This is a genomic window from Pseudomonas sp. MIS38 (assembly GCF_019891575.1).
GTDB classification, from domain to species: domain Bacteria; phylum Pseudomonadota; class Gammaproteobacteria; order Pseudomonadales; family Pseudomonadaceae; genus Aquipseudomonas; species Aquipseudomonas putida_A.
In genome coordinates, this window is record NZ_JAFLXF010000004.1 from 164,492 (window position 1) to 183,086 (window position 18,595).

12 protein-coding genes are annotated in these 18,595 nt (G+C 61.8%); 4 read left to right on the forward strand and 8 right to left on the reverse strand.

Annotated elements, in window-relative coordinates:
* Window positions 1–126: 126 nt before the first annotated feature.
* Complete coding sequence (gene dkgB, locus J1G18_RS07700; RefSeq protein ID WP_223007375.1) at window positions 127–930, forward strand: 2,5-didehydrogluconate reductase DkgB; 804 nt, start codon at window positions 127–129, stop codon at window positions 928–930.
* A 4-nt stretch (window positions 931–934) separates the two neighbouring features.
* Here the strand turns inward: dkgB and J1G18_RS07705 are convergent, their stop codons facing one another.
* From J1G18_RS07705 to J1G18_RS07735, 7 genes are all read right to left on the reverse strand, one after another.
* Window positions 935–4,153 carry a transporter substrate-binding domain-containing protein gene (locus J1G18_RS07705; RefSeq protein ID WP_223007376.1) on the reverse strand — a complete coding sequence of 1,073 codons (3,219 nt, stop codon included), beginning with the start codon at window positions 4,151–4,153 and terminating at the stop codon, window positions 935–937.
* Window positions 4,154–4,161: 8 nt separating this feature from the next.
* Window positions 4,162–4,794, reverse strand: coding sequence for a response regulator transcription factor (locus J1G18_RS07710; RefSeq protein ID WP_098968015.1), 633 nt, complete (start codon window positions 4,792–4,794; stop codon window positions 4,162–4,164).
* A gap of 142 nt (window positions 4,795–4,936) precedes the next feature.
* Window positions 4,937–5,371, reverse strand: a complete 435-nt coding sequence (locus tag J1G18_RS07715; RefSeq protein WP_223007377.1) for a chemotaxis protein CheY — start codon at window positions 5,369–5,371, stop codon at window positions 4,937–4,939.
* A 136-nt stretch (window positions 5,372–5,507) separates the two neighbouring features.
* A complete protein-coding gene (locus J1G18_RS07720) occupies window positions 5,508–6,224 on the reverse strand; it encodes an MgtC/SapB family protein (RefSeq protein ID WP_007968289.1) in 717 nt (238 codons plus the stop codon).
* Window positions 6,225–6,366: 142 nt separating this feature from the next.
* Window positions 6,367–9,066: a magnesium-translocating P-type ATPase gene (gene mgtA, locus J1G18_RS07725; protein WP_223007378.1), complete on the reverse strand. Its 2,700-nt coding sequence runs from the start codon at window positions 9,064–9,066 to the stop codon at window positions 6,367–6,369.
* Window positions 9,067–9,656: 590 nt separating this feature from the next.
* Complete coding sequence (locus tag J1G18_RS07730) at window positions 9,657–10,991, reverse strand: lysine N(6)-hydroxylase/L-ornithine N(5)-oxygenase family protein (RefSeq protein WP_097087697.1); 1,335 nt, start codon at window positions 10,989–10,991, stop codon at window positions 9,657–9,659.
* 134 nt (window positions 10,992–11,125) lie between these two features.
* Window positions 11,126–11,608 (reverse strand): sigma-70 family RNA polymerase sigma factor, encoded by a 483-nt coding sequence (locus tag J1G18_RS07735; protein ID WP_027614027.1) that lies wholly within the window; start codon window positions 11,606–11,608, stop codon window positions 11,126–11,128.
* A gap of 320 nt (window positions 11,609–11,928) precedes the next feature.
* On the opposite strand from J1G18_RS07735, the gene J1G18_RS07740 reads away from it, so the two are divergent.
* Genes J1G18_RS07740 through J1G18_RS07750 form a run of 3 tightly spaced genes read left to right on the forward strand, consistent with a single transcriptional unit; the run spans window position 11,929 to window position 16,474 of the window.
* Complete coding sequence (locus J1G18_RS07740; RefSeq protein ID WP_202369710.1) at window positions 11,929–13,101, forward strand: efflux RND transporter periplasmic adaptor subunit; 1,173 nt, start codon at window positions 11,929–11,931, stop codon at window positions 13,099–13,101.
* A complete protein-coding gene (locus tag J1G18_RS07745; protein ID WP_223007379.1) occupies window positions 13,102–15,075 on the forward strand; it encodes a MacB family efflux pump subunit in 1,974 nt (657 codons plus the stop codon). It abuts the gene before it with no gap.
* 7 nt (window positions 15,076–15,082) lie between these two features.
* A complete protein-coding gene (locus J1G18_RS07750; RefSeq protein WP_223007380.1) occupies window positions 15,083–16,474 on the forward strand; it encodes an efflux transporter outer membrane subunit in 1,392 nt (463 codons plus the stop codon).
* Between the two features lie 256 nt (window positions 16,475–16,730).
* Here the strand turns inward: J1G18_RS07750 and J1G18_RS07755 are convergent, their stop codons facing one another.
* A complete protein-coding gene (locus tag J1G18_RS07755; RefSeq protein WP_223007381.1) occupies window positions 16,731–18,350 on the reverse strand; it encodes a PvdJ/PvdD/PvdP-like protein in 1,620 nt (539 codons plus the stop codon).
* Window positions 18,351–18,595: the final 245 nt, after the last annotated feature.

Below are 18,595 nucleotides of genomic sequence, written 5' to 3' on the forward strand. Positions count from 1 at the left end.
GACAACACAACTATCGGGAAAGATTCATGACTTCTGCTCAACAGTGCTTTGCCCCAGCAGCGGTTTTTCCCAAGCACGCAGACGCGGATACTCCTGCCCATTCCCACTGCAACCCTGGAGTCATCAATGTCTGTTCCCGCTTTTGGTCTGGGTACGTTTCGCCTGCAAGGTCAGGTGGTCATCGATTCGGTGCGCACCGGCCTTGAACTCGGTTACCGCGCCATCGACACCGCGCAGATCTACGAGAACGAAGCCGAGGTCGGCCAGGCCATCGCCGCCAGCGGCATTGCTCGCGAAGAGTTGTTCATCACCAGCAAGATCTGGATCGCCAACTTCGCCAAGGATCGTCTCATCGACAGCCTCAAGGAAAGCCTGCAGAAATTGCAGACCGACTACCTCGACCTGACGCTGATCCACTGGCCGTCGCCGGAAGATCAGGTGCCGGTCGCCGAATTCATGGGCGCGCTGCTCGAAGCCAAGCGTCTGGGCCTGACCCGGCAGATCGGGGTGTCCAACTTCACCATCGACTTGATGCAACAAGCCATCGCAGCGGTCGGCGCGGAAAACATCGCCACCAACCAGATCGAGCTGCACCCGTACCTGCAAAATCGCAAAGTGGTCGAGTTCGCCCGCAGCCAAGGCATCCAGATCACCTCCTACATGACCCTTGCCTATGGCGAAGTGCTGAAGGATCCGGTGATTCAGCAGATCGCTGAACGCCTGCAAGCGACCCCGGCGCAAGTCACCCTGGCCTGGGCGATGCAGTCGGGTTACGCGGTGATTCCATCGTCGACCAAACGCGCCAACCTGCAGAGTAACCTCGGCGCCACCACGCTGACCCTGAGCGAATCCGGCATAGCGCTGATCGCCGGTCTGGAGCGCGGCCATCGTCTGACCAGCCCGAAAGGCATTGCCCCGCAGTGGGATTGATCGCTCAGTCCTGAAGCCGCTGCGCGAGGTCGAGCATGGCCGTGCGCAGCGCATCCGCCGAGCGGTGGACAGCCAGGGTTTCGGCGTCGCGGCACGCCTGTTCGAGATCGCTGCACGCCGCCGCCACTCGCGCCGCACCGACCATTTGCGCACCGCCCTTGATGTGATGCGCCAGGGTGCGTAATTCGCTCAGATCCTGTGGCTGGCGCGCAGCGTCCAGCCGTTGCAGATCGTCGTGCAGACTGCGCAACACTTGTTCGCGCAGGCGCTGCATCACTGCAGGATTGTCCCCGGCCATCTGCTCAAGCGCGCTCAGGTCGATCTCGGGCAACGGCGGTGCCGGGTCCGACAGTTGGTCCCCGTCGCCGCGACTGGCCGCCTTCAATGCCTGTTGCAGATCGTGCAAGCGAATCGGCTTGAACAGACAATCGTCCATGCCGGCCTCAAGACAACGGACTTTCTCCTCGACCTGCGCGTTGGCAGTGAAGCCGAGGATCAGGCAGCGTGCCCGACCGCTCGCCGCCTCTTCTTCACGAAGTGTCCGAGCGAGTTCGTAACCGTTGCGCCGGGGCATGTTGCAATCGGTGATCAGCACATCGAAAGCCTGTGTTCGCCAGCGCTGCAAGCCCAGCTCACCATCCTCGACATCGACCGTAGCGTGGCCCAGTTCACCCAGTTGCCGGCACAGGAGCAAGCGGTTGACCGGATGATCGTCCACCACCAGCACGCTCAGCGAACGCGCTGGCGTGTCCGCCACTTGCGGGCCTGCCGTCTCGGGTTCGAGCGCGGTCAACAGCGGCAGCTGCAGGTTTACCTCAACCCGCGTTCCATGCCCCGGCTCGCTGTCCAGGCGCAGTGTGCCGCCCATCATTTCGCAGAGGTTACGGCTGATCACCAGGCCCAATCCCGAGCCGCTACGCGCTGACTGGCCCTGGTTAGCGGCCTGGACGAACGGACTGAACAGGCGTTTGCGGTCATCGGCACTGATGCCGATTCCGCTGTCTGCAATCACCACCACGACCGCCAGGATCCCGGACGGCATCGCAGAGCATAACAAACGCAGGCTCACCTGACCCTGCTCGGTGAACTTGATCGCGTTGCTCAACAGGTTTGACAGCACTTGCTTGAAGCGTGTCGGGTCGAGCATGACGTCGACGTCACTGTGCGCATCCAGTTCGACCTGCCACAGCAGGCGTTTCTCCCGCGCCAGCCCTTCGAATACGCGGCACACCGCGATCACTTGTTCGCGCAGATTGGCCCGCTGCGGCGCGAGGGACAAATGCCCGGACTCGATGCGTGCGATATCGAGAATATCACCGATCAACGCCAGTAATTGCTGGCCGGCAGCGGACGCGACCTCGATTGCCAGCTTGTCGGTGACGCCCTCCTCGGCACGCTTGAGGGCCATTTCGAGCATGCCGATCAGGGCATTCATCGGCGTGCGGATTTCATGGCTCATGGTCGCCAGAAACGTAGTCTTGGCCCGATTGGCGTCGTCGGCGGCAGCCTTGGCCTGCTGCAACTGCTGCAGCCACTGTTGACGCTGACGCAGCTGCGAGCGCTGAAAACCGATCCAGGCCAAGGCCAGCAACAGCAGCCCTGCCGCACCGGCAAACGCCAGCAGGATTTCGCGGCGATGACGCTGCCAGTAGCTCTCTTCCACGACCACGTCATGGCTCCAGCGCTCGACCAGTTCGTCCATCTGCTGCGGCGCGATGCTCAGCAACGCCTTGTTCAGAATCGTGTGCAGCGCCGTATCCTGCGCTGCGGTCGCCAGGGCAATGCGTGCCGGCTGATCGCCGATCGTGTTGGTGATGCGCAGGCGCTCGCGGTAATGGCGGGCGATCAGAAACCGCGCCACCAGCAGCGAGCTGACGGTCACGTCGGCCTGGCCTTTGGCGATCTGCTCCATGCCCTCGGCCGGGCTGCGCACCTCCACCAGGCGAATCCCGGGCACCTGCTGCAGAATAAAGTCGTGCAATGGATGACCGCGATAAATCGCCAGCCGCTTGCCCGGCAGATCGGCGAGGCTGCGCGGGCTGCCGGCCGTCGTCGCGCTGACCAGCACAAACGGATTGTTCAGGTAGGCACGGGTGAATTGCAGCTCGGTTTCCCGTTCGCTGCTCGGGGTCACCACCGGCAGCACGTCGAGCTCACCGGCCTTGAGCTGCTCAATCTGACGATCCAGCGAACGCCCCCTAACCACCTCGAATTGCAGCCCGGTACGCTGACTGATCAGGTTGAGCAACTGCGCCGACAGCCCGTTGAATCGTCCGTCGGCATCAAAAAACGTCAGCGGTGCGAAGTCTTCGATCACGCCGACCCGCACCCGCGGATGTTGCTCCAGCCACTGCTGCTCGCTGGCACTGAGGCGCACCTGCGACTGCGCGGCCATTTGCGCGCGCCCTGCGCTCCAGCGCTGCTCGATCAGTTGACGACGCTCCATGGGAATCGCCGCCAGCGCCTTGTCGATAATGCGTTTGAGGCGTACGTCACTGCGCAGCAGGGCGAAACCGAAGGGATTGGCATCCAGCCCCGACGGCCCGGCCAGTTGCAGGTCATTGCGGTAATTGGTGTTGATCAGGTAATTGGCACTGATCAGATCGCCGAGATAGCCGTCATCGACACCGAACGCCACCGCACCCAGCGCATCCATTGCCGAGGAGTAACGCTGCACCTTCGCGTCGGGGTAGAACGCCTGCACGCTGGTCAGCGGCAGATAGTCCTCGACCATGGCGATGCGTTTGCCTGCCAGGTCGGCCGGCAACGTTTCGTCGAGCCGGGTCACCAGCATCGGTTGGTCTTCGGCGTAGGGGCGCGACAAGATGAAATCTGGATCGGCCAGCTCGAAATTGTTCGAGGTGCCCAGCAGATCGAGTTCGCCGCGCTTGAGTGCGCTCATCACCGCGTCGCGGTTTGCGTAGCGTTGCACCTCGATCCGCACCCCGAGCAGTTGCGCCAGCAACTCGGCATAGTCGGCGGTGAGACCTTCCAGCTCCTGCCGATTCCGCGTGATCTCGAACGGTGGATAATCGGGCCCGGAAATCCCCATGTGCAACGTCGAATGGCGGCGTAGCCACTGTTGATCCTGGGGGTCGAGCGGGACTTGAATGTTCTCCAGTGCTGCCTGGCTCAACAACTCCAGAGGCTGCGGCGACTCACTGGCCCAGCAGGTGGCCGTGATGCTCAACCAGAGCACGCACCACCAGCGTCGCAGATTCACTGTGCTACTCAGATCAAATCGTTGCGCTTGGCGAATTCGCGCAAGTACACCGCTGACTTTGAGTGCAGACCCAGCTTTTTTATCAAGCGGGTTTTGTAGGTGCTGACGGTCTTGTGGCTGAGGAACATTTCAGCGGCGATTTTCTTGTTGGGCTTGCCCAGGGCCAACTGCACGAGAATGTTCAGTTCTCGGTTGGAGAGCTCGTCGATCAGCTGTTTTTCGCTGCGGTGCGACGGGGTCGACACAGAGCCGCTATCAGGCAGTGCAGCAAAATAGGAGTAGCCCGACATCAGCGCCTGGACAGCCTTGTGCAATTGCAGCAACTGGTTGGTTTTAGCCACGTAACCCATGGCGCCACTACGCAGACAGCGATCCTGATAGTGCAGCGGATCCTGAGAAGTAAAAATCAGCACCCTGCATTCGGGGTCGTTGGCCTTGAGCCGCTCCAGCGCTTCCAGTCCACCCACCCCCGGCAACTTGAGATCGAGTATCACCAGTTCCGGTTTGTGCTCACGGCTAAGCTCCAGGGCTTCGCTGGCGCTCGACGCTTCATGAATCACCCTGAACCTTTCGGCTTCGAGCACAAGTTTCACGGCAGCCCGCACCACCGGATGATCGTCGACGATCAGCGCTGACTTCATGACCGCTCCCAGGGCAAAAACAAAACGATGGCGCCACCGGTAGCGGCTGTTCCGCCGGGGTGGCTGCGCAAGAACTGTTACACGGGAAGCCAGCCGTATCTACCTGTCAGATCTGACAGTTGCGCAAAAACGTAATTCGTGCTCAAGCCCGGCATTGCAAGGCTGGCGCCGGGTTCCAGGCATTAGCTGCACACACCGGGGCAACGTCGACCCGCGCCATCAGGTGCTTGATCGCGGCCGCATTGGGCAAGGCGACGGGGCTGATCTGCAGGTTTTCCTGAGCGAAGCCGGCGGGTGTCAGCGCAGGCGCCGAGGGCTCGTTATAGATCAGCGCGTGGCGCACCTGCGGGTTGTTGAGGAATAACCCCGGCAGGTCCAGCGATCCGGCCGCCAGCTCGGCGTTGATAACCACCGCATCGAAGGGTTCACAGCCGTACTCCACCAAGGTCAGCAGCTCAAGCAGACTCTGTACCGGAGCGATGCGGAAGTATTCAAGGCCATTGAACAGGCGCTCGATTTTCATCCGGTGAAAATGCTGCGGATCGGCAATCAGGATGCGCAGGGTTTTATTGATCATGCTCGATCTCCTGGAGGTGGACGGGTGCGCCAAGACTACGCAAGCCTCAGGAGCAGTTCTGTAGGACTTTTCCTAAAAAACCGGTCATTCATCCGCACTCATGAGCCACGCCGAGTGGCGGCTCGAGGTTGTTGCCTTATTCCGTGGTACTCGGACTCCAGAACGCCTGCACCACCAGCGCTGAAGTCGAAATCCGCGCTACCAGCGCATCGAGTTCATCGCCGTCGACCGAAGTCGTCGCCAGCGTCGCTTCGATCTCGATTTCGTCGGCACCGAAGGCGTGTACATCGACATCGCTGGCCGGGTAGTTGCTGCGCTCCAGCTCGGCTTCGAGCAGGGCGAACACGGCTTTCTGCTGTGAGCGCCGGGCGATAACGTAAACGATGTTGGTGACTTCGGCCGAGACCACGTCCAGTGGCTGGCGGTTGATGTTGTTGACGATCGGCCGCAGCAAAGTATTTGCGGCGAGGATGAACAGCGTGCCGAGCACCGCCTCGGCCAGCAGGTCGGCACCGGCGCAGGCGCCAACGGCGGCGGAAGTCCACAGAGTCGCGGCGGTGTTGAGGCCGCGCACGTTGCCTTCTTCGCGCATGATCACCCCGGCACCGAGAAAGCCGATGCCGGAGACCACGTAGGCGACCACCCGCACCGCGCCTTCAGCACCGCCGAGACGGTTGGCCATGTCGACGAAAATCGCCGCACCGACCGCCACCAGCACGTTGGTGCGCAGGCCGGCGGTGCGTTGCCGGTACTGGCGCTCGAACCCGATCAGGCCGCCGAGGATGAACGCTGCGCTGAGGCTGACCAGCGTGTCGAGCAAAGAAGTCAGGTTGAGGTTGTTGATGGCTTGCATAGTCTTGTCCTTGAAAACATCCGAATCCCCTGTAGGAGTGAGCCTGCTCGCGATAGCGGTGTGTCAGTCGTTGAAATTTTGACTGACAGATTGCTATCGCGAGCAGGCTCACTCCTACAGAGGGAACAGCGTTGTCCTGTTGTTACTGCCAGCCGAACCGGCGGATGTAGAAGCCTTTCACCGCCTGGGTCAGCGCCATGTACGCCAGCAGGATCATCGGCAGGAACACGAAGTACATCGACGGCAGTGCCTGCAATTTGAAGTAGTTGGCCAGCGGCCCCATCGGCAGGAAGATCCCGACCGCCATGATGATCCCGGTCATCACCAGCAACGGCATGGCTGCACGGCTTTGCAGGAACGGAATCTTCGGCGTGCGGATCATGTGCACGATCAGCGTCTGGGTCAGCAGCCCCACCACGAACCAGCCGGACTGGAACAGCGTCTGGTGGTCCGGGGTGTTGGCATCGAACACATACCACATCAAGGCGAACGTCAGGATGTCAAAGATCGAACTGATCGGCCCGAAGAACAGCATGAAGCGCCCGACATCAGCCGGCTGCCAGCGCTGCGGCTTCTTCAGCATCTCCTTGTCGACGTTGTCGAACGGAATCGCGATCTGTGAAATGTCGTAGAGCAGGTTCTGTACCAGCAGGTGCATCGGCAGCATCGGCAGGAACGGAATGAACGCACTGGCCACCAGCACCGAGAACACGTTGCCGAAGTTGGAGCTGGCGGTCATCTTGATGTACTTGAGCATGTTGGCGAAGGTCCGCCGCCCTTCGAGCACGCCCTCCTCCAGCACCATCAGGCTCTTTTCCAGGAGGATGATGTCGGCGGCTTCCTTGGCGATGTCCACCGCACTGTCCACCGAGATCCCGATGTCGGCGGTACGCAGCGCCGGCGCATCGTTGATGCCGTCGCCCATGAAGCCGACCACATGCCCGTTGCCCTTGAGGATGCGCACGATGCGCTCCTTGTGCGACGGCGTCAGCTTGGCGAACACGTTGGTTTTTTCTACCGCCACGGCCAGCTCGGCGTCGCTCATGCGCTCGACATCGTTGCCCATCAGCAAGCCCTGTTGGGCCAGACCGACTTCGCGGCAAATCTTCGCGGTCACCAGTTCGTTGTCACCGGTCAGCACTTTGACCGCCACACCGTGCTCGGCCAAAGCCTTGAGTGCCGGCGCGGTGCTTTCCTTCGGTGGATCGAGGAAGGCCACATAACCGATCAGTGTCAGTTCCTGCTCATCGGCCAGGCTGTAAGTGTCGCGACCTTCCGGCATCGAGCGGGCAGCCACTGCCACCACGCGCAAGCCTTCAGCGTTGAATGCTGCGGTGACCTGACGAATCCGGGTCAGCAATTCATCGCTCAAGGCTTCCTCGACGTCACCGTGCTGCACACGGGTGCACACCGCCAGCACTTCTTCCACCGCACCTTTGCAGATCAGTTGATGTGGCTGGCCACGCCCTTCGACCACCACCGACATGCGCCGGCGATTGAAGTCGAACGGAATCTCATCGACCTTGCGAAATGCCGTGCCGACTTTCAGTTCACGGTGAATTTCCACATGTTCCAGCACCGCCACGTCGAGCAGGTTTTTCAGCCCGGTCTGGTAGTAGCTGTTGAGGTAGGCCATTTCCAGCACGTCATCGGAGTCTTCACCCCAGACGTCGACATTGCGCGCGAGGAAGATCTTGTCCTGGGTCAGGGTGCCGGTCTTGTCGGTGCACAGCACGTCCATCGCGCCGAAGTTCTGGATCGCGTCCAGACGCTTGACGATGACCTTTTTGCGCGACAGGAACACCGCACCTTTGGCCAGGGTCGAGGTGACGATCATCGGCAGCATTTCCGGGGTCAGGCCCACGGCAATCGACAGCGCAAACAGCAGCGCTTCGGTCCAGTCGCCCTTGGTGAAACCGTTGATGAACAGCACCAGCGGCGCCATGACGAACATGAAGCGGATCAGCAGCCAGCTGACTTTGTTCACGCCCAGCTGGAACGAGGTCACCGCGCGGTCAGTCGCGCCGACCCGCTGCGCCAGCGCGCCGAAATAGGTGCTGTTGCCGGTGGTCAGAATCACCGCCACCGCCGTACCGGACACCACGTTGGTGCCCATGAACAGGATGTTCTCCAGCTCCAGCGGATTGCGCGTGTCGCGGTCGGCCTGACGGGCGAATTTTTCCACCGGCATCGATTCACCGGTCATCGCCGCCTGGCTGACGAACAGATCCTTGGCGCTGAGCACCCGGCAGTCGGCAGGAATCATGTCGCCGGCGGACAGCACGATCAGGTCGCCCGGCACCAGTTGCTTGATCGGCAGTTCGATGCGCGGCTCATCCCGGCGCATCACCGTAGCGGTGTTGCTGACCATCGCCTTGAGCGCATCGGCGGCCTGGTTGGATTTGCTTTCCTGCCAGAAGCGCAGCAGCGTCGACAGCACCACCATGGAGAAAATCACCGTGGCGGCTTTCAGGTCTTCGGTCAGCCACGAGATCACCGCCAACAGAGTCAGCAGCAGGTTGAACGGGTTTTTGTAGCAGTGCCACAGGTGGATCCACCATGGCAGCGGCTGCTCGTGCTCGACTTCGTTGAGGCCGTACTGCGCACGCAGGGCGTCGACTTCAAAGTCAGTCAAACCGTCGGTGTGAGTGCCCAGCGACGACAGCAGTTCACCGCTGTCGCGATGGGCCGCATCGACCAGGGTGTTGGCCAGGGTGGGCGGGACTTCACGGCTGACCGTGGTGTCGGTGATCGATTCCAGCAGTGCCAGACGGCGGAAGTGCCGGGCGATGTGGCGTGTGCGCAGGAAGCCTGCGAAAAATTCCTTGAGCGTAAGTTTCATGGCTGTTGCCCCTATGGTCAGCCGGGAAACCGTCGAGCAGGTACGACCGCGCCTCGTACGCCGGAAAATCCGGCACGGCAAGGCTTGGCGCGCCGATCACAAAGGACAGGCGTGTCGATAGGTTTGCGATCGCGACCACACGGTCGAAATCACACACTTTCAGTGTCGATGAGAAGGACGTCGGGACATGGTCTCAACTGACCATGATCGGGATGCCGCTGCTCGCTTTACGGCGAGACAACGGCAGAGAAAGGCTGCGCGTTATCTTGCCGAGAATCTACCGGTTACCGAGACCGGCCGACAACTGTCACTCGAACAAGTACCCACTGTGGGTCTCCGCTATTGATGAAAACGCGCGAAGCTTACGCCTCGATGATGGATGAGTAAACCCGTGAAAGGTGCTGTGTCGGAGAATATCGGGGATATTCAGGAAGGGTTCAGGAATGGGTTTTTGCGGTGGTCTTGGAGGCCCCTTCGCGAGCAAGCCCGCTCCCACATTGGATCTCTGCTGACCACAAAATCTGTGTTCAATGAAGATCTCCTGTGGGAGCGGGCTTGCTCGCGAAAGCGGTGTATCAGGCGCTACAAAATCAGCTGGCAGTCGCCAACAACAGATCCGCTACCGAACGATGCCCACGGTTCTTGCCATGCTCATACAGCGAACCGGCAATCTCGTCGGCACGCACCGGCAACACCGACAGCAATGTATCACTCAGGCCATGGCTGGCCTGGCAGAAGCCCTGCATGTACAGACCGGCCTTGCAGCGTTCGTCGGTGATCAGTTTGTAGTTGCGATCGACCTCGAAATCACCGAGGTATTCTTCCAGCGGTGCCAACAGTTTGCGGTGCATCTGCCGCTCGTAACCGGTGGCCAGGACCACGGCGTCATAGATACGCACGGTGACTTCGCCGGTGGCGTTGTTGCGCACCGCCAGTTCGATGCCGCGTTCGGTGGCGGTGGCGCTCTCGACGGTGGTCAGGGTACGGAACGCATGACGGGCAATGCCCGAGACTTTCTGGCGATAGAAGATGCCGTAGATGCGTTCGATCAGGTCGATGTCGACCACTGAGTAGTTGGTGTTGTGGTACTCGTTGACCAGACGCTCACGCTCGGCGCTGTTTTGCTGGAACACCAGATCGGTGAACTCCGGCGAGAACACTTCGTTGACGAACGGGCTGTCGTCCGCCGGCTTCAATGCCGAGCCGCGCAGGATCATGTCGACCTGCACCGACGGGAACGAATCGTTCAGATCGATAAAGGCTTCCGCCGCGCTCTGCCCACCGCCGATGATCGCGATGCTCATCGGTTGGTTGTTCACACACGGCTGTTTGGCCATCTGCGACAGATACTGCGAGTGGTGGAACACGCGGCTGTCACCCTTCAGCGCCTTGAACGCCTCCGGGATACGCGGTGTGCCACCGGCGCTGACCACCACCGAACGCGCAGTGCGCACCAACTGCTGGCCTTCGCTGTCGCGGGAGATCACGCGCAGCGCTTCAACCTGATGGTTGTGCAGCACCGGTTCGATGGTCAGCACTTCTTCGCCATAGCGGCTCTGCTCGGTGAACTGCCCGGCAACCCAACGCAGGTAGTCGTTGTACTCCATGCGGCACGGGTAGAAGGTGCCGAGGTTGATGAAGTCCACCAGACGGCCGTGAGCCTTCAGGTAATTGACGAACGAGTACGGGCTGGTCGGGTTGCGCAGGGTCACCAGATCCTTGAGGAAGGAAATCTGCAATTCGCTTTGGGTCGACAGGGTGTTGCCGTGCCAGCTGTAGTTGGCCTGCTTGTCGAGGAACAGCACATCCAGCTCGCCGTGGGTCGGGCCGCGCTCTTGCAGAGCGATGGCCAGCGCCAGGTTCGAAGGGCCGAAACCGACGCCGATCAGGTCGTGAACGATGGGCGATGCAATTGCCTGAGTCATTTCCAGTGTCCTCTGGATGAACCCCTCAACAAGGGGAAAGGAGAGCCTAAGTGACCCGACTGGCCTTGAGCAGGACAGCAGGTCGTCTGTTGAGTAGGAACGAGGACAGTGAAATAAAATTTAGCGATGGCGGCTCAATGGGCATCCCATTGCTTGATGCGCAGACGGCAATGCTTCATCGCATTGACGATGTGTTTTTCCACCAGTGCCTTGGAAATTCCCAGCTGTTCGGCAATCTGCGGGTGCGACAGGCCTTCGATCTTGCGCAGCAGAAAACTGTCGCGGCACAGCGGCGACAATTCCGCCAGTGCACGCTGGAGCATCTCCAGACGCTGGCCGTGATCGAGAGTGCCATGGGGCGACGGGGTGAAATAGCGCTCTTCGCTGTCGAGCACTTCCAGTGGCTCGACCTGGCGCAAGGCGTTGCGCCGATGATCGTCGATCACCAGATTCAACGCAGTGCGATAAAGAAAGGCCCGGGGCTGCTCGATGGGCGTGTCGCTGGAGCGTTCCAGAACCCGCACATAAGCGTCATGCACCACATCTTCGGCGACCTGACGGTTGCCGAGCTTGGCGTTCAGGAAACACACCAGCTCGCGATAGTAGTTTTCCAACATGACTCCCGGCCGCTTCGATGCGGATTCGATCCTTGAGCACACTGATCGACGGCCCGCGAACACGGGTAGCAAGATAGTGGCAACTGAGGTGCGTAATTTATAGTAATTCTCATATAGATTTAAAGTGGCGTTTGTCGTTGCCCGCTAAATAGTGCCGTTCCATACCTGTAACATCCTGTGTCTTCGCTTAAATTCCCCCGCGTATTCATCGTTTACAGGACAGCTCCCCGTGTCTGTCGCGCCCTGCGACAGCGTTCAACGGCTGCGCGCTGTGGCGTGCAGCCGGACGACGGGCCGAATTCCACTGGCCGGAACCCTGCATGAAACGTCCCCGCCCCGCTCGACGCGCCCTGCTCGCAGTCCTTTGTCTGATTCCTGTTGTTGCCTACGCCGCGTGGCAAATCATGCCTCCGGGACGCGACCGTTTTGCCACCGTGCAAGTCAGTCGTGGCGACATCGAAAGCAGCGTCACCGCACTGGGCACTCTGCAACCGCGCCGATATGTCGATGTCGGTGCGCAGGCCTCCGGGCAGATCCAGAAAATCCACGTCGAAGTCGGTGACGTAGTCAAGGAAGGTCAACTGCTGGTGGAAATCGATCCGTCCACGCAAAAGGCCAAACTCGACGCCGGGCGCTTCTCCATCGAAAACCTCAAGGCGCAATTGCAGGAGCAGCGCGCCCAGCATGAACTGGCGCGGCAGAAGTATCAGCGGCAGCAGCATCTCGTGGCCGGTGGCGCCACCCGTGAAGAAGACGTGCAGACCGCCCGCGCCGAACTGAAAGCCACTCAGGCCCGCGTCGACATGTTCCAGGCGCAGATCCGCCAGGCTGAAGCGAGCCTGCGCAGCGATCAGGCTGAACTCGGCTACACGCGGATCTACGCGCCGATGGCCGGCACCGTGGTTGCCCTCGACGCCCGCGAAGGCCAGACCCTCAACGCGCAACAGCAGACGCCGCTGATCCTGCGCATCGCCAAGCTGTCACCGATGACCGTGTGGGCCGAGGTTTCCGAGGCTGACATCGGTCACGTCAAACCGGGCATGACCGCCTACTTCACCACCCTCAGCGGCGGCCAGCGGCGCTGGAGCAGCACCGTGCGGCAGATTCTGCCGGTGCCGCCCAAGCCGCTGGACCAGACCAGCCAGGGCGGCGGCAGCCCAGCCAGCAGCAGTAAAAGCGGCAGCGCCCGCGTTGTGCTGTACACGGTTTTGCTCGACGTCGATAACGCCGACAACGCCTTGATGGCCGAGATGACCACCCAGGTGTTTTTCGTCGCCAATCAGGCCAGAGGCGTGCTCACCGCGCCGGTCGCCGCGTTGCAGGGCAGCACCACGGCCAACCTGCAAACCGCTCAGGTGGTCGCGGCCAACGGCGAGATTCAGCAGCGCGAGGTACGCACCGGCATCAGCGACCGGCTCAAGGTGCAGATTGTCGACGGCCTCAACGAAGGCGATCACCTGTTGATCGGCCCGGTCGACGGCAGCGGAGGCTGAATGCAAACGCCTCTGATCGATCTGCAGGACATTCGCAAATCCTACGGCGGCGGTGACGCTCCGCAAGTTCACGTGCTGCGCGGCATCGACCTGTCGATCCACGCCGGTGAATTCGTGGCGATTGTCGGCGCTTCCGGCTCCGGCAAATCGACCCTGATGAACATCCTCGGCTGCCTTGACCGGCCGACCTCCGGCGAGTATCGCTTTGCCGGGGAAAACGTCGCCGGCCTCGACAGCGACGAGCTGGCCTGGTTGCGCCGCGAAGCCTTTGGATTTGTGTTCCAGGGTTATCACCTGATTCCGTCCGGCTCGGCCCAGGAAAACGTCGAGATGCCGGCGATCTATGCCGGCACCCCGGCCGCCGAGCGTCACGCCCGCGCCGCCGCCCTGCTCGACCGCCTCGGTCTGGCCTCGCGCACCGGCAATCGCCCGCATCAATTGTCCGGCGGTCAGCAGCAACGGGTGTCGATTGCCCGGGCGTTGATGAACGGCGGCCACATCATCCTCGCCGACGAACCCACCGGCGCCCTCGACAGCCACAGCGGCAAAGAAGTGATGACGCTGCTCGATGAGCTGGCGAGCCAGGGCCACGTGGTGATCCTCATCACCCACGACCGCGAAGTCGCGGCCCGGGCCAAACGCATCATCGAAATCCGCGACGGCCTGATCATCAGCGACAGCGCCCGCGACAATCCCCACGCCCAGACCAGCGCCAACCCCGGCGCGCTGCAAGCGGTGGATCTGCGCCAGCGTCTGGCCGACGGCGCCGAAGCCACCGGCGCCTGGAAAGGCGAACTGGTCGATGCCCTGCACGCAGCGTGGCGGGTGATGTGGATCAACCGTTTTCGCACCGCGCTGACCCTGCTCGGGATCATCATCGGCGTGGCATCGGTGGTGGTGATGCTGGCGGTCGGTGAAGGCAGCAAACGCCAGGTGATGGCGCAGATGGGCGCCTTCGGTTCAAACATTATTTACCTCAGCGGCTCGGCGCCCAACCCGCGCACGCCGCCGGGGATCATCACCCTCGACGATGTGCACGCGCTGGCCAGCCTGCCGCAAGTGCAGCGGATCATGCCGGTCAACGGCGCCGAGGCCGGCGTACGTTACGGTAATGCCGACCACCTGAGTTACGTCGGTGGCAACGACACCAACTTCCCGGCGATCTTCAACTGGCCGGTGGTGCAAGGCAGTTACTTCACCGAGGCCGATGAGCAGAATGCTGCAGCCGTCGCGGTGATCGGCCACAAAGTCCGCAGCAAACTGCTCAAGGATGTGCCGAACCCGATCGGCCAATTCATCCTGATCGAGAATGTGCCGTTCCAGGTGGTCGGCGTGCTCGCAGAAAAAGGCGCCAGCTCCGGCGACTCCGACAGCGACAATCGCATCGCCATCCCTTATTCGGCGGCCAGCGTCCGGCTGTTCGGCACGCGCAATCCGGAATACGTGGCCATCGCCGCCGCCGACGCGCGCAAGGTCAAGGACACCGAGCAGGCCATCGAGCAACTGATGCTGCGCCTGCACAACGGCAAGAAGGATTTCGAACTGACCAACAACGCCGCGATGATTCAGGCCGAGGCCCGCACTCAGAACACCCTGTCGTTGATGCTCGGCTCGATTGCCGCGATCTCGCTGCTGGTTGGCGGTATCGGCGTGATGAACATCATGCTCATGACCGTGCGCGAGCGGACTCGCGAGATCGGCATTCGCATGGCCACCGGCGCCCGCCAGCGCGACATCCTCCGGCAGTTCCTCACCGAAGCGGTGATGCTCTCGGTGGTCGGCGGCATTGCCGGGATCGCCCTGGCCTTGATTGTCGGCGGCGTGCTGATTCTCAGCGAAGTGGCCGTGGCCTTTTCCTTGATGGCGGTACTCGGCGCGTTCGGCTGCGCCTTGGTCACCGGTGTTGTCTTCGGCTTCATGCCTGCCCGCAAAGCTGCCCGGCTCGACCCGGTCACGGCCCTTACCAGTGAATGATCGATCTATGAAACCGCGCCTCAGCCTGTTGACCGTGTGCCTGATCCTCAGTGCCTGCGGCAGTCCCGTTCAACGCCCGGACAGTGGCGTGCAAACGCCAACTGCCTGGCAGTCGCCCCATGGCGCCAGCGTTGCCCGCAACAACCCGCAGTGGTGGACGCAATTTGGCAGCCCGGAACTGGATCGCCTGATCGAACAGGCTCGCGTCGGCAGTTTCGACCTCGCAGCCGCCGTTGCTCGAGTGCATCAGGCGCAGGCGGGCACCGTCATCGCTGGCGGCTCACAGTTGCCGGAGGTCAAGGCCGGCCTGAATGCCAATCGGCAGAAACTGCTGCGTGGCAATGGCTACAGCCAACTCGATGCCAACAGCAGCAACAAGGCGGTGGACTATTTCGATACCAACCTGAGCGCCACCTACGAAATCGATTTCTGGGGCGGCAAACGCGCCTCGCGCGACAGTGCGCAGTTCGCTCTGCAGGCCAGCGAATTCGACCGGGCGACGGTCGAACTGACATTGCTCAGCGGCGTTGCCAGCACGTATGCGCAAACCTTGTCGCTACGCGAGCAGAGCCGCATCGCCGAACTCAATCTGGCCAACGCGCAAAGCGTGCTGAAACTGGTGCAGACGCGGTTTGATTCAGGCTCAGCCACTGCGTTGGAACTGGCGCAACAGAAGAGCCTGGTCGCCGCCCAGCAATGGCAATTGCCGCGCGTGCAACAGCAAGCCCAGGACGCGCTGATCAGCCTCGCCGCCCTCCTCGGCCGACCGGTGCAGCAACTGTCGGCGACAGAGTCCTTCGAGCACCTGCAATGGCCAGACATCGCCGCCGGCGTGCCCAGCGAGTTGCTCACGCATCGTCCGGACATCGCACGCGCCGAAGCCCAACTGGCCGCCGCCGAAGCTGACGTCAAAGTCGCTCGCGCGGCCATGTTGCCGGCACTGACCCTGACCGCCCAACTCGGCTCGGGCGCCAATCAGTTCGACGATTTGATTCGCAGCCCTTTCTACAACCTGACCGCCGGACTGGTCGCACCGATTTTCAATAACGGTCGCCTCGGCGCTGAACGCGACAAGGCCACGGCGCGCCAGCAAGAGCTGCTGGAAACTTACCGTGGAGCGATCGTCAACGGTTTCGCCGATGTGGAAAAAGCGCTCAATAGCATTCGCCGCCTGGATGAGCAGCGGTTGTGGCAGAACGAAGAACTGAATCAGGCACAGACCGCGTTCGACATCGCACAGAGCCGTTACCAGGCCGGCGCCGAAGACTTGCTGACTGTCCTCGAAACCCAGCGCACCTTGTACGCAGCGCAGGATCAGAACGTGCAACTGCGCCTGGCGCGGATGCAGGCGAGCATTGCGCTGTACAAGGCGCTTGGTGGCGGGTGGCAGACCTTGTAATTGCGGCGACTGACAGATCGCCTTCGCGAGCAAGCTCGCTCCCACATTTGATCGTGTTCCATCAGCAGGAATGCGTTCTCATGCAGGAGTCAGCCAGCTCGCGATGGCGGTGGCTCAGGCAATTGAATGTCGACTGGTCGGGCGCTATCGCGAGCAGGCTCACTCCTACAGGGTGTCCGGGGTCAGTCCGGACATTGTGGGCTGACACCTGAACCTGTGGGAGCGGGCTTGCTCGCGAAGAACGATGACGCAGCCCTCAAGTCGGGCTGGTTTTAGGCTTCAGATTGCGCGCATACCATGGCCGTTGCGGCACGCGGCGGAACAGGCCGGCGAGTTTTTCCTCGTCGGTGATGAAGGTGATGCGCAGCGCCAGTTTCATGGTTTCCGGATCCATCTCCACCGACTTGCCCATCTGCAACCCCGGCGTGGTGCTGCAGCCATGGGTGATCGGCCCGAGCCATGGGTCGTCGACCTCGACCCAGCGCCCCGGGGCAAACCATGGCACGCCATTGACCTGCAGCCGCGTGACTTCACCCGGATGGAAGCGCTCGTGGGCGCGGAACCAGTCCTCGATGCGATCATCGATCCAGCCATGGAAATGCCAGAACGTCGGGTTGACGTGGGAAGAAAACGGATCGCCGAGGAAATCATTTTCGGCGTTGTACCAGCGGGCCGCGAAGTCCGCCGGATCGCGGGCAAACGGCACCGGCTGACCGTTGGACGGATCGCGTGGCACGGAGGCCCAGCGCATGTGCAGCCAGTCATGCAGGCCCAACTCGACTTCGGAGCCGAACTGGCCGAGGGTGAGCCGGGCCAGATACGCCGGATCGCGGTACTGCGACTCCCAGACCTGGAAGTTGCTTTCGTAGGTCTCGGCAGTCTTGATGTCGCTGACCCACTGACTGAATTCGTCATCACCCGCCGCCGTCCAGGTCGGCGGCAAGGCCGTACCGTCGTGGTTGTCGAAATAGCGGGCGAAGCCAACACGGTCGCGGATCAGCTCCGGCTGCGGCAGCGGGAAAAACGCCCAGGATGGCAGATCCTGCATCGAGCGCGCCGTCCCGAGCATGTGCCGGTGCATGAAGAAAAAGTCCACGCCCGAGCCATTGCGATCCTTGCGCGGGCCACGGGCATCGCGCTCCTTGTCACGCGGGCCGGGCTGCCAGCCAATGCCGCGCAAGGCCTCGCGCTTGTCCTCGGGCAGTTTGTGCCACTTGTCCCGGGTCGCATGCCACAACTGGTGAAACAGGCGATGCTCGGGAGAGATCAACCACGCCAGCAACGTCGGGTTGAGCGGCGTGCGCTCGCGCGCTTCGGGAAACAGCCGTTTGACGGCGACGAAGCGGTTGTCCTGCGCCGGCAAGGCCAGCGCTCGATCCAGGCGCATAGCCTTGCCGCTGAGGGTGGCACTGCCAGCATTGCCGAAGTCGGCCCAGACCTCATCGAGGATCATCTCCAGCTCATAGCTGATCTGACCGTCGGCACCGATCAGGCGCCAGCTCAGTTTCGCCGCATCGGCTTTCGCGAGGTCGCCCAGAATTCGGTAACGCGGGGTTTCAGCTGAACGCAGGCGCTCAGGCGTGTCGAGAAAACCGCACACGCCGCGCCCCTTCTGGCCGATGTCGAGAAACACTTGCAGCCCCTTGAGCGGCAAGCCTTCGAGGCCGGCATCGGCACCTTCGAAACGGATATCCCACACCCCGCGCAACGCATTCGCCAGGCGCTGCCCGGCCATGTCGGCGACGTCGAAAGACGCTTCGCCCGGGGTGATCGTCGGGTCCGGCTTCGTCCATTCACGATGCCCGAAATACGCCGCAGGCACGGCAGCGCCGGTCAGCGCCAGGCCCGCCATGAACCATCGTCGAGAAATCTTCATTGCCCTACCTGTGTCAGCCATGAAGCAGGCTTTATCCAAGCTAGAACGTTTGTTGCCCCGGCAAATTTAACGTGCCCGGCGATGATGACCCGTGGCGAGGGGATTCATCCCCGATGAGTTGCGAAGCAACTCCCATCCGACGCTGGCGGCGACACCAGAAGGGACGGCGCTCGCAGGCCTTGCGAGCGCTTCGCCCTCGATCGGGGATAAATCCCCTCGCCACAGTGTCAGGCTTAAATTTTGCC

What these genes read in the sequence shown, in the direction of transcription:
- dkgB (WP_223007375.1), top strand. Translation starts at nt 127, where the DNA reads ATGTCTGTTCCCGCTTTTGGTCTGGGTACGTTTCGCCTGCAAGGTCAG.
- J1G18_RS07710 (WP_098968015.1), bottom strand. Translation starts at nt 4,794, where the DNA reads ATGAAGTCAGCGCTGATCGTCGACGATCATCCGGTGGTGCGGGCTGCC.
- J1G18_RS07715 (WP_223007377.1), bottom strand. Translation starts at nt 5,371, where the DNA reads ATGATCAATAAAACCCTGCGCATCCTGATTGCCGATCCGCAGCATTTT.
- J1G18_RS07720 (WP_007968289.1), bottom strand. Translation starts at nt 6,224, where the DNA reads ATGCAAGCCATCAACAACCTCAACCTGACTTCTTTGCTCGACACGCTG.
- mgtA (WP_223007378.1), bottom strand. Translation starts at nt 9,066, where the DNA reads ATGAAACTTACGCTCAAGGAATTTTTCGCAGGCTTCCTGCGCACACGC.
- J1G18_RS07730 (WP_097087697.1), bottom strand. Translation starts at nt 10,991, where the DNA reads ATGACTCAGGCAATTGCATCGCCCATCGTTCACGACCTGATCGGCGTC.
- J1G18_RS07735 (WP_027614027.1), bottom strand. Translation starts at nt 11,608, where the DNA reads ATGTTGGAAAACTACTATCGCGAGCTGGTGTGTTTCCTGAACGCCAAG.
- J1G18_RS07740 (WP_202369710.1), top strand. Translation starts at nt 11,929, where the DNA reads ATGAAACGTCCCCGCCCCGCTCGACGCGCCCTGCTCGCAGTCCTTTGT.
- J1G18_RS07745 (WP_223007379.1), top strand. Translation starts at nt 13,102, where the DNA reads ATGCAAACGCCTCTGATCGATCTGCAGGACATTCGCAAATCCTACGGC.
- J1G18_RS07750 (WP_223007380.1), top strand. Translation starts at nt 15,083, where the DNA reads ATGAAACCGCGCCTCAGCCTGTTGACCGTGTGCCTGATCCTCAGTGCC.
- J1G18_RS07755 (WP_223007381.1), bottom strand. Translation starts at nt 18,350, where the DNA reads ATGAAGATTTCTCGACGATGGTTCATGGCGGGCCTGGCGCTGACCGGC.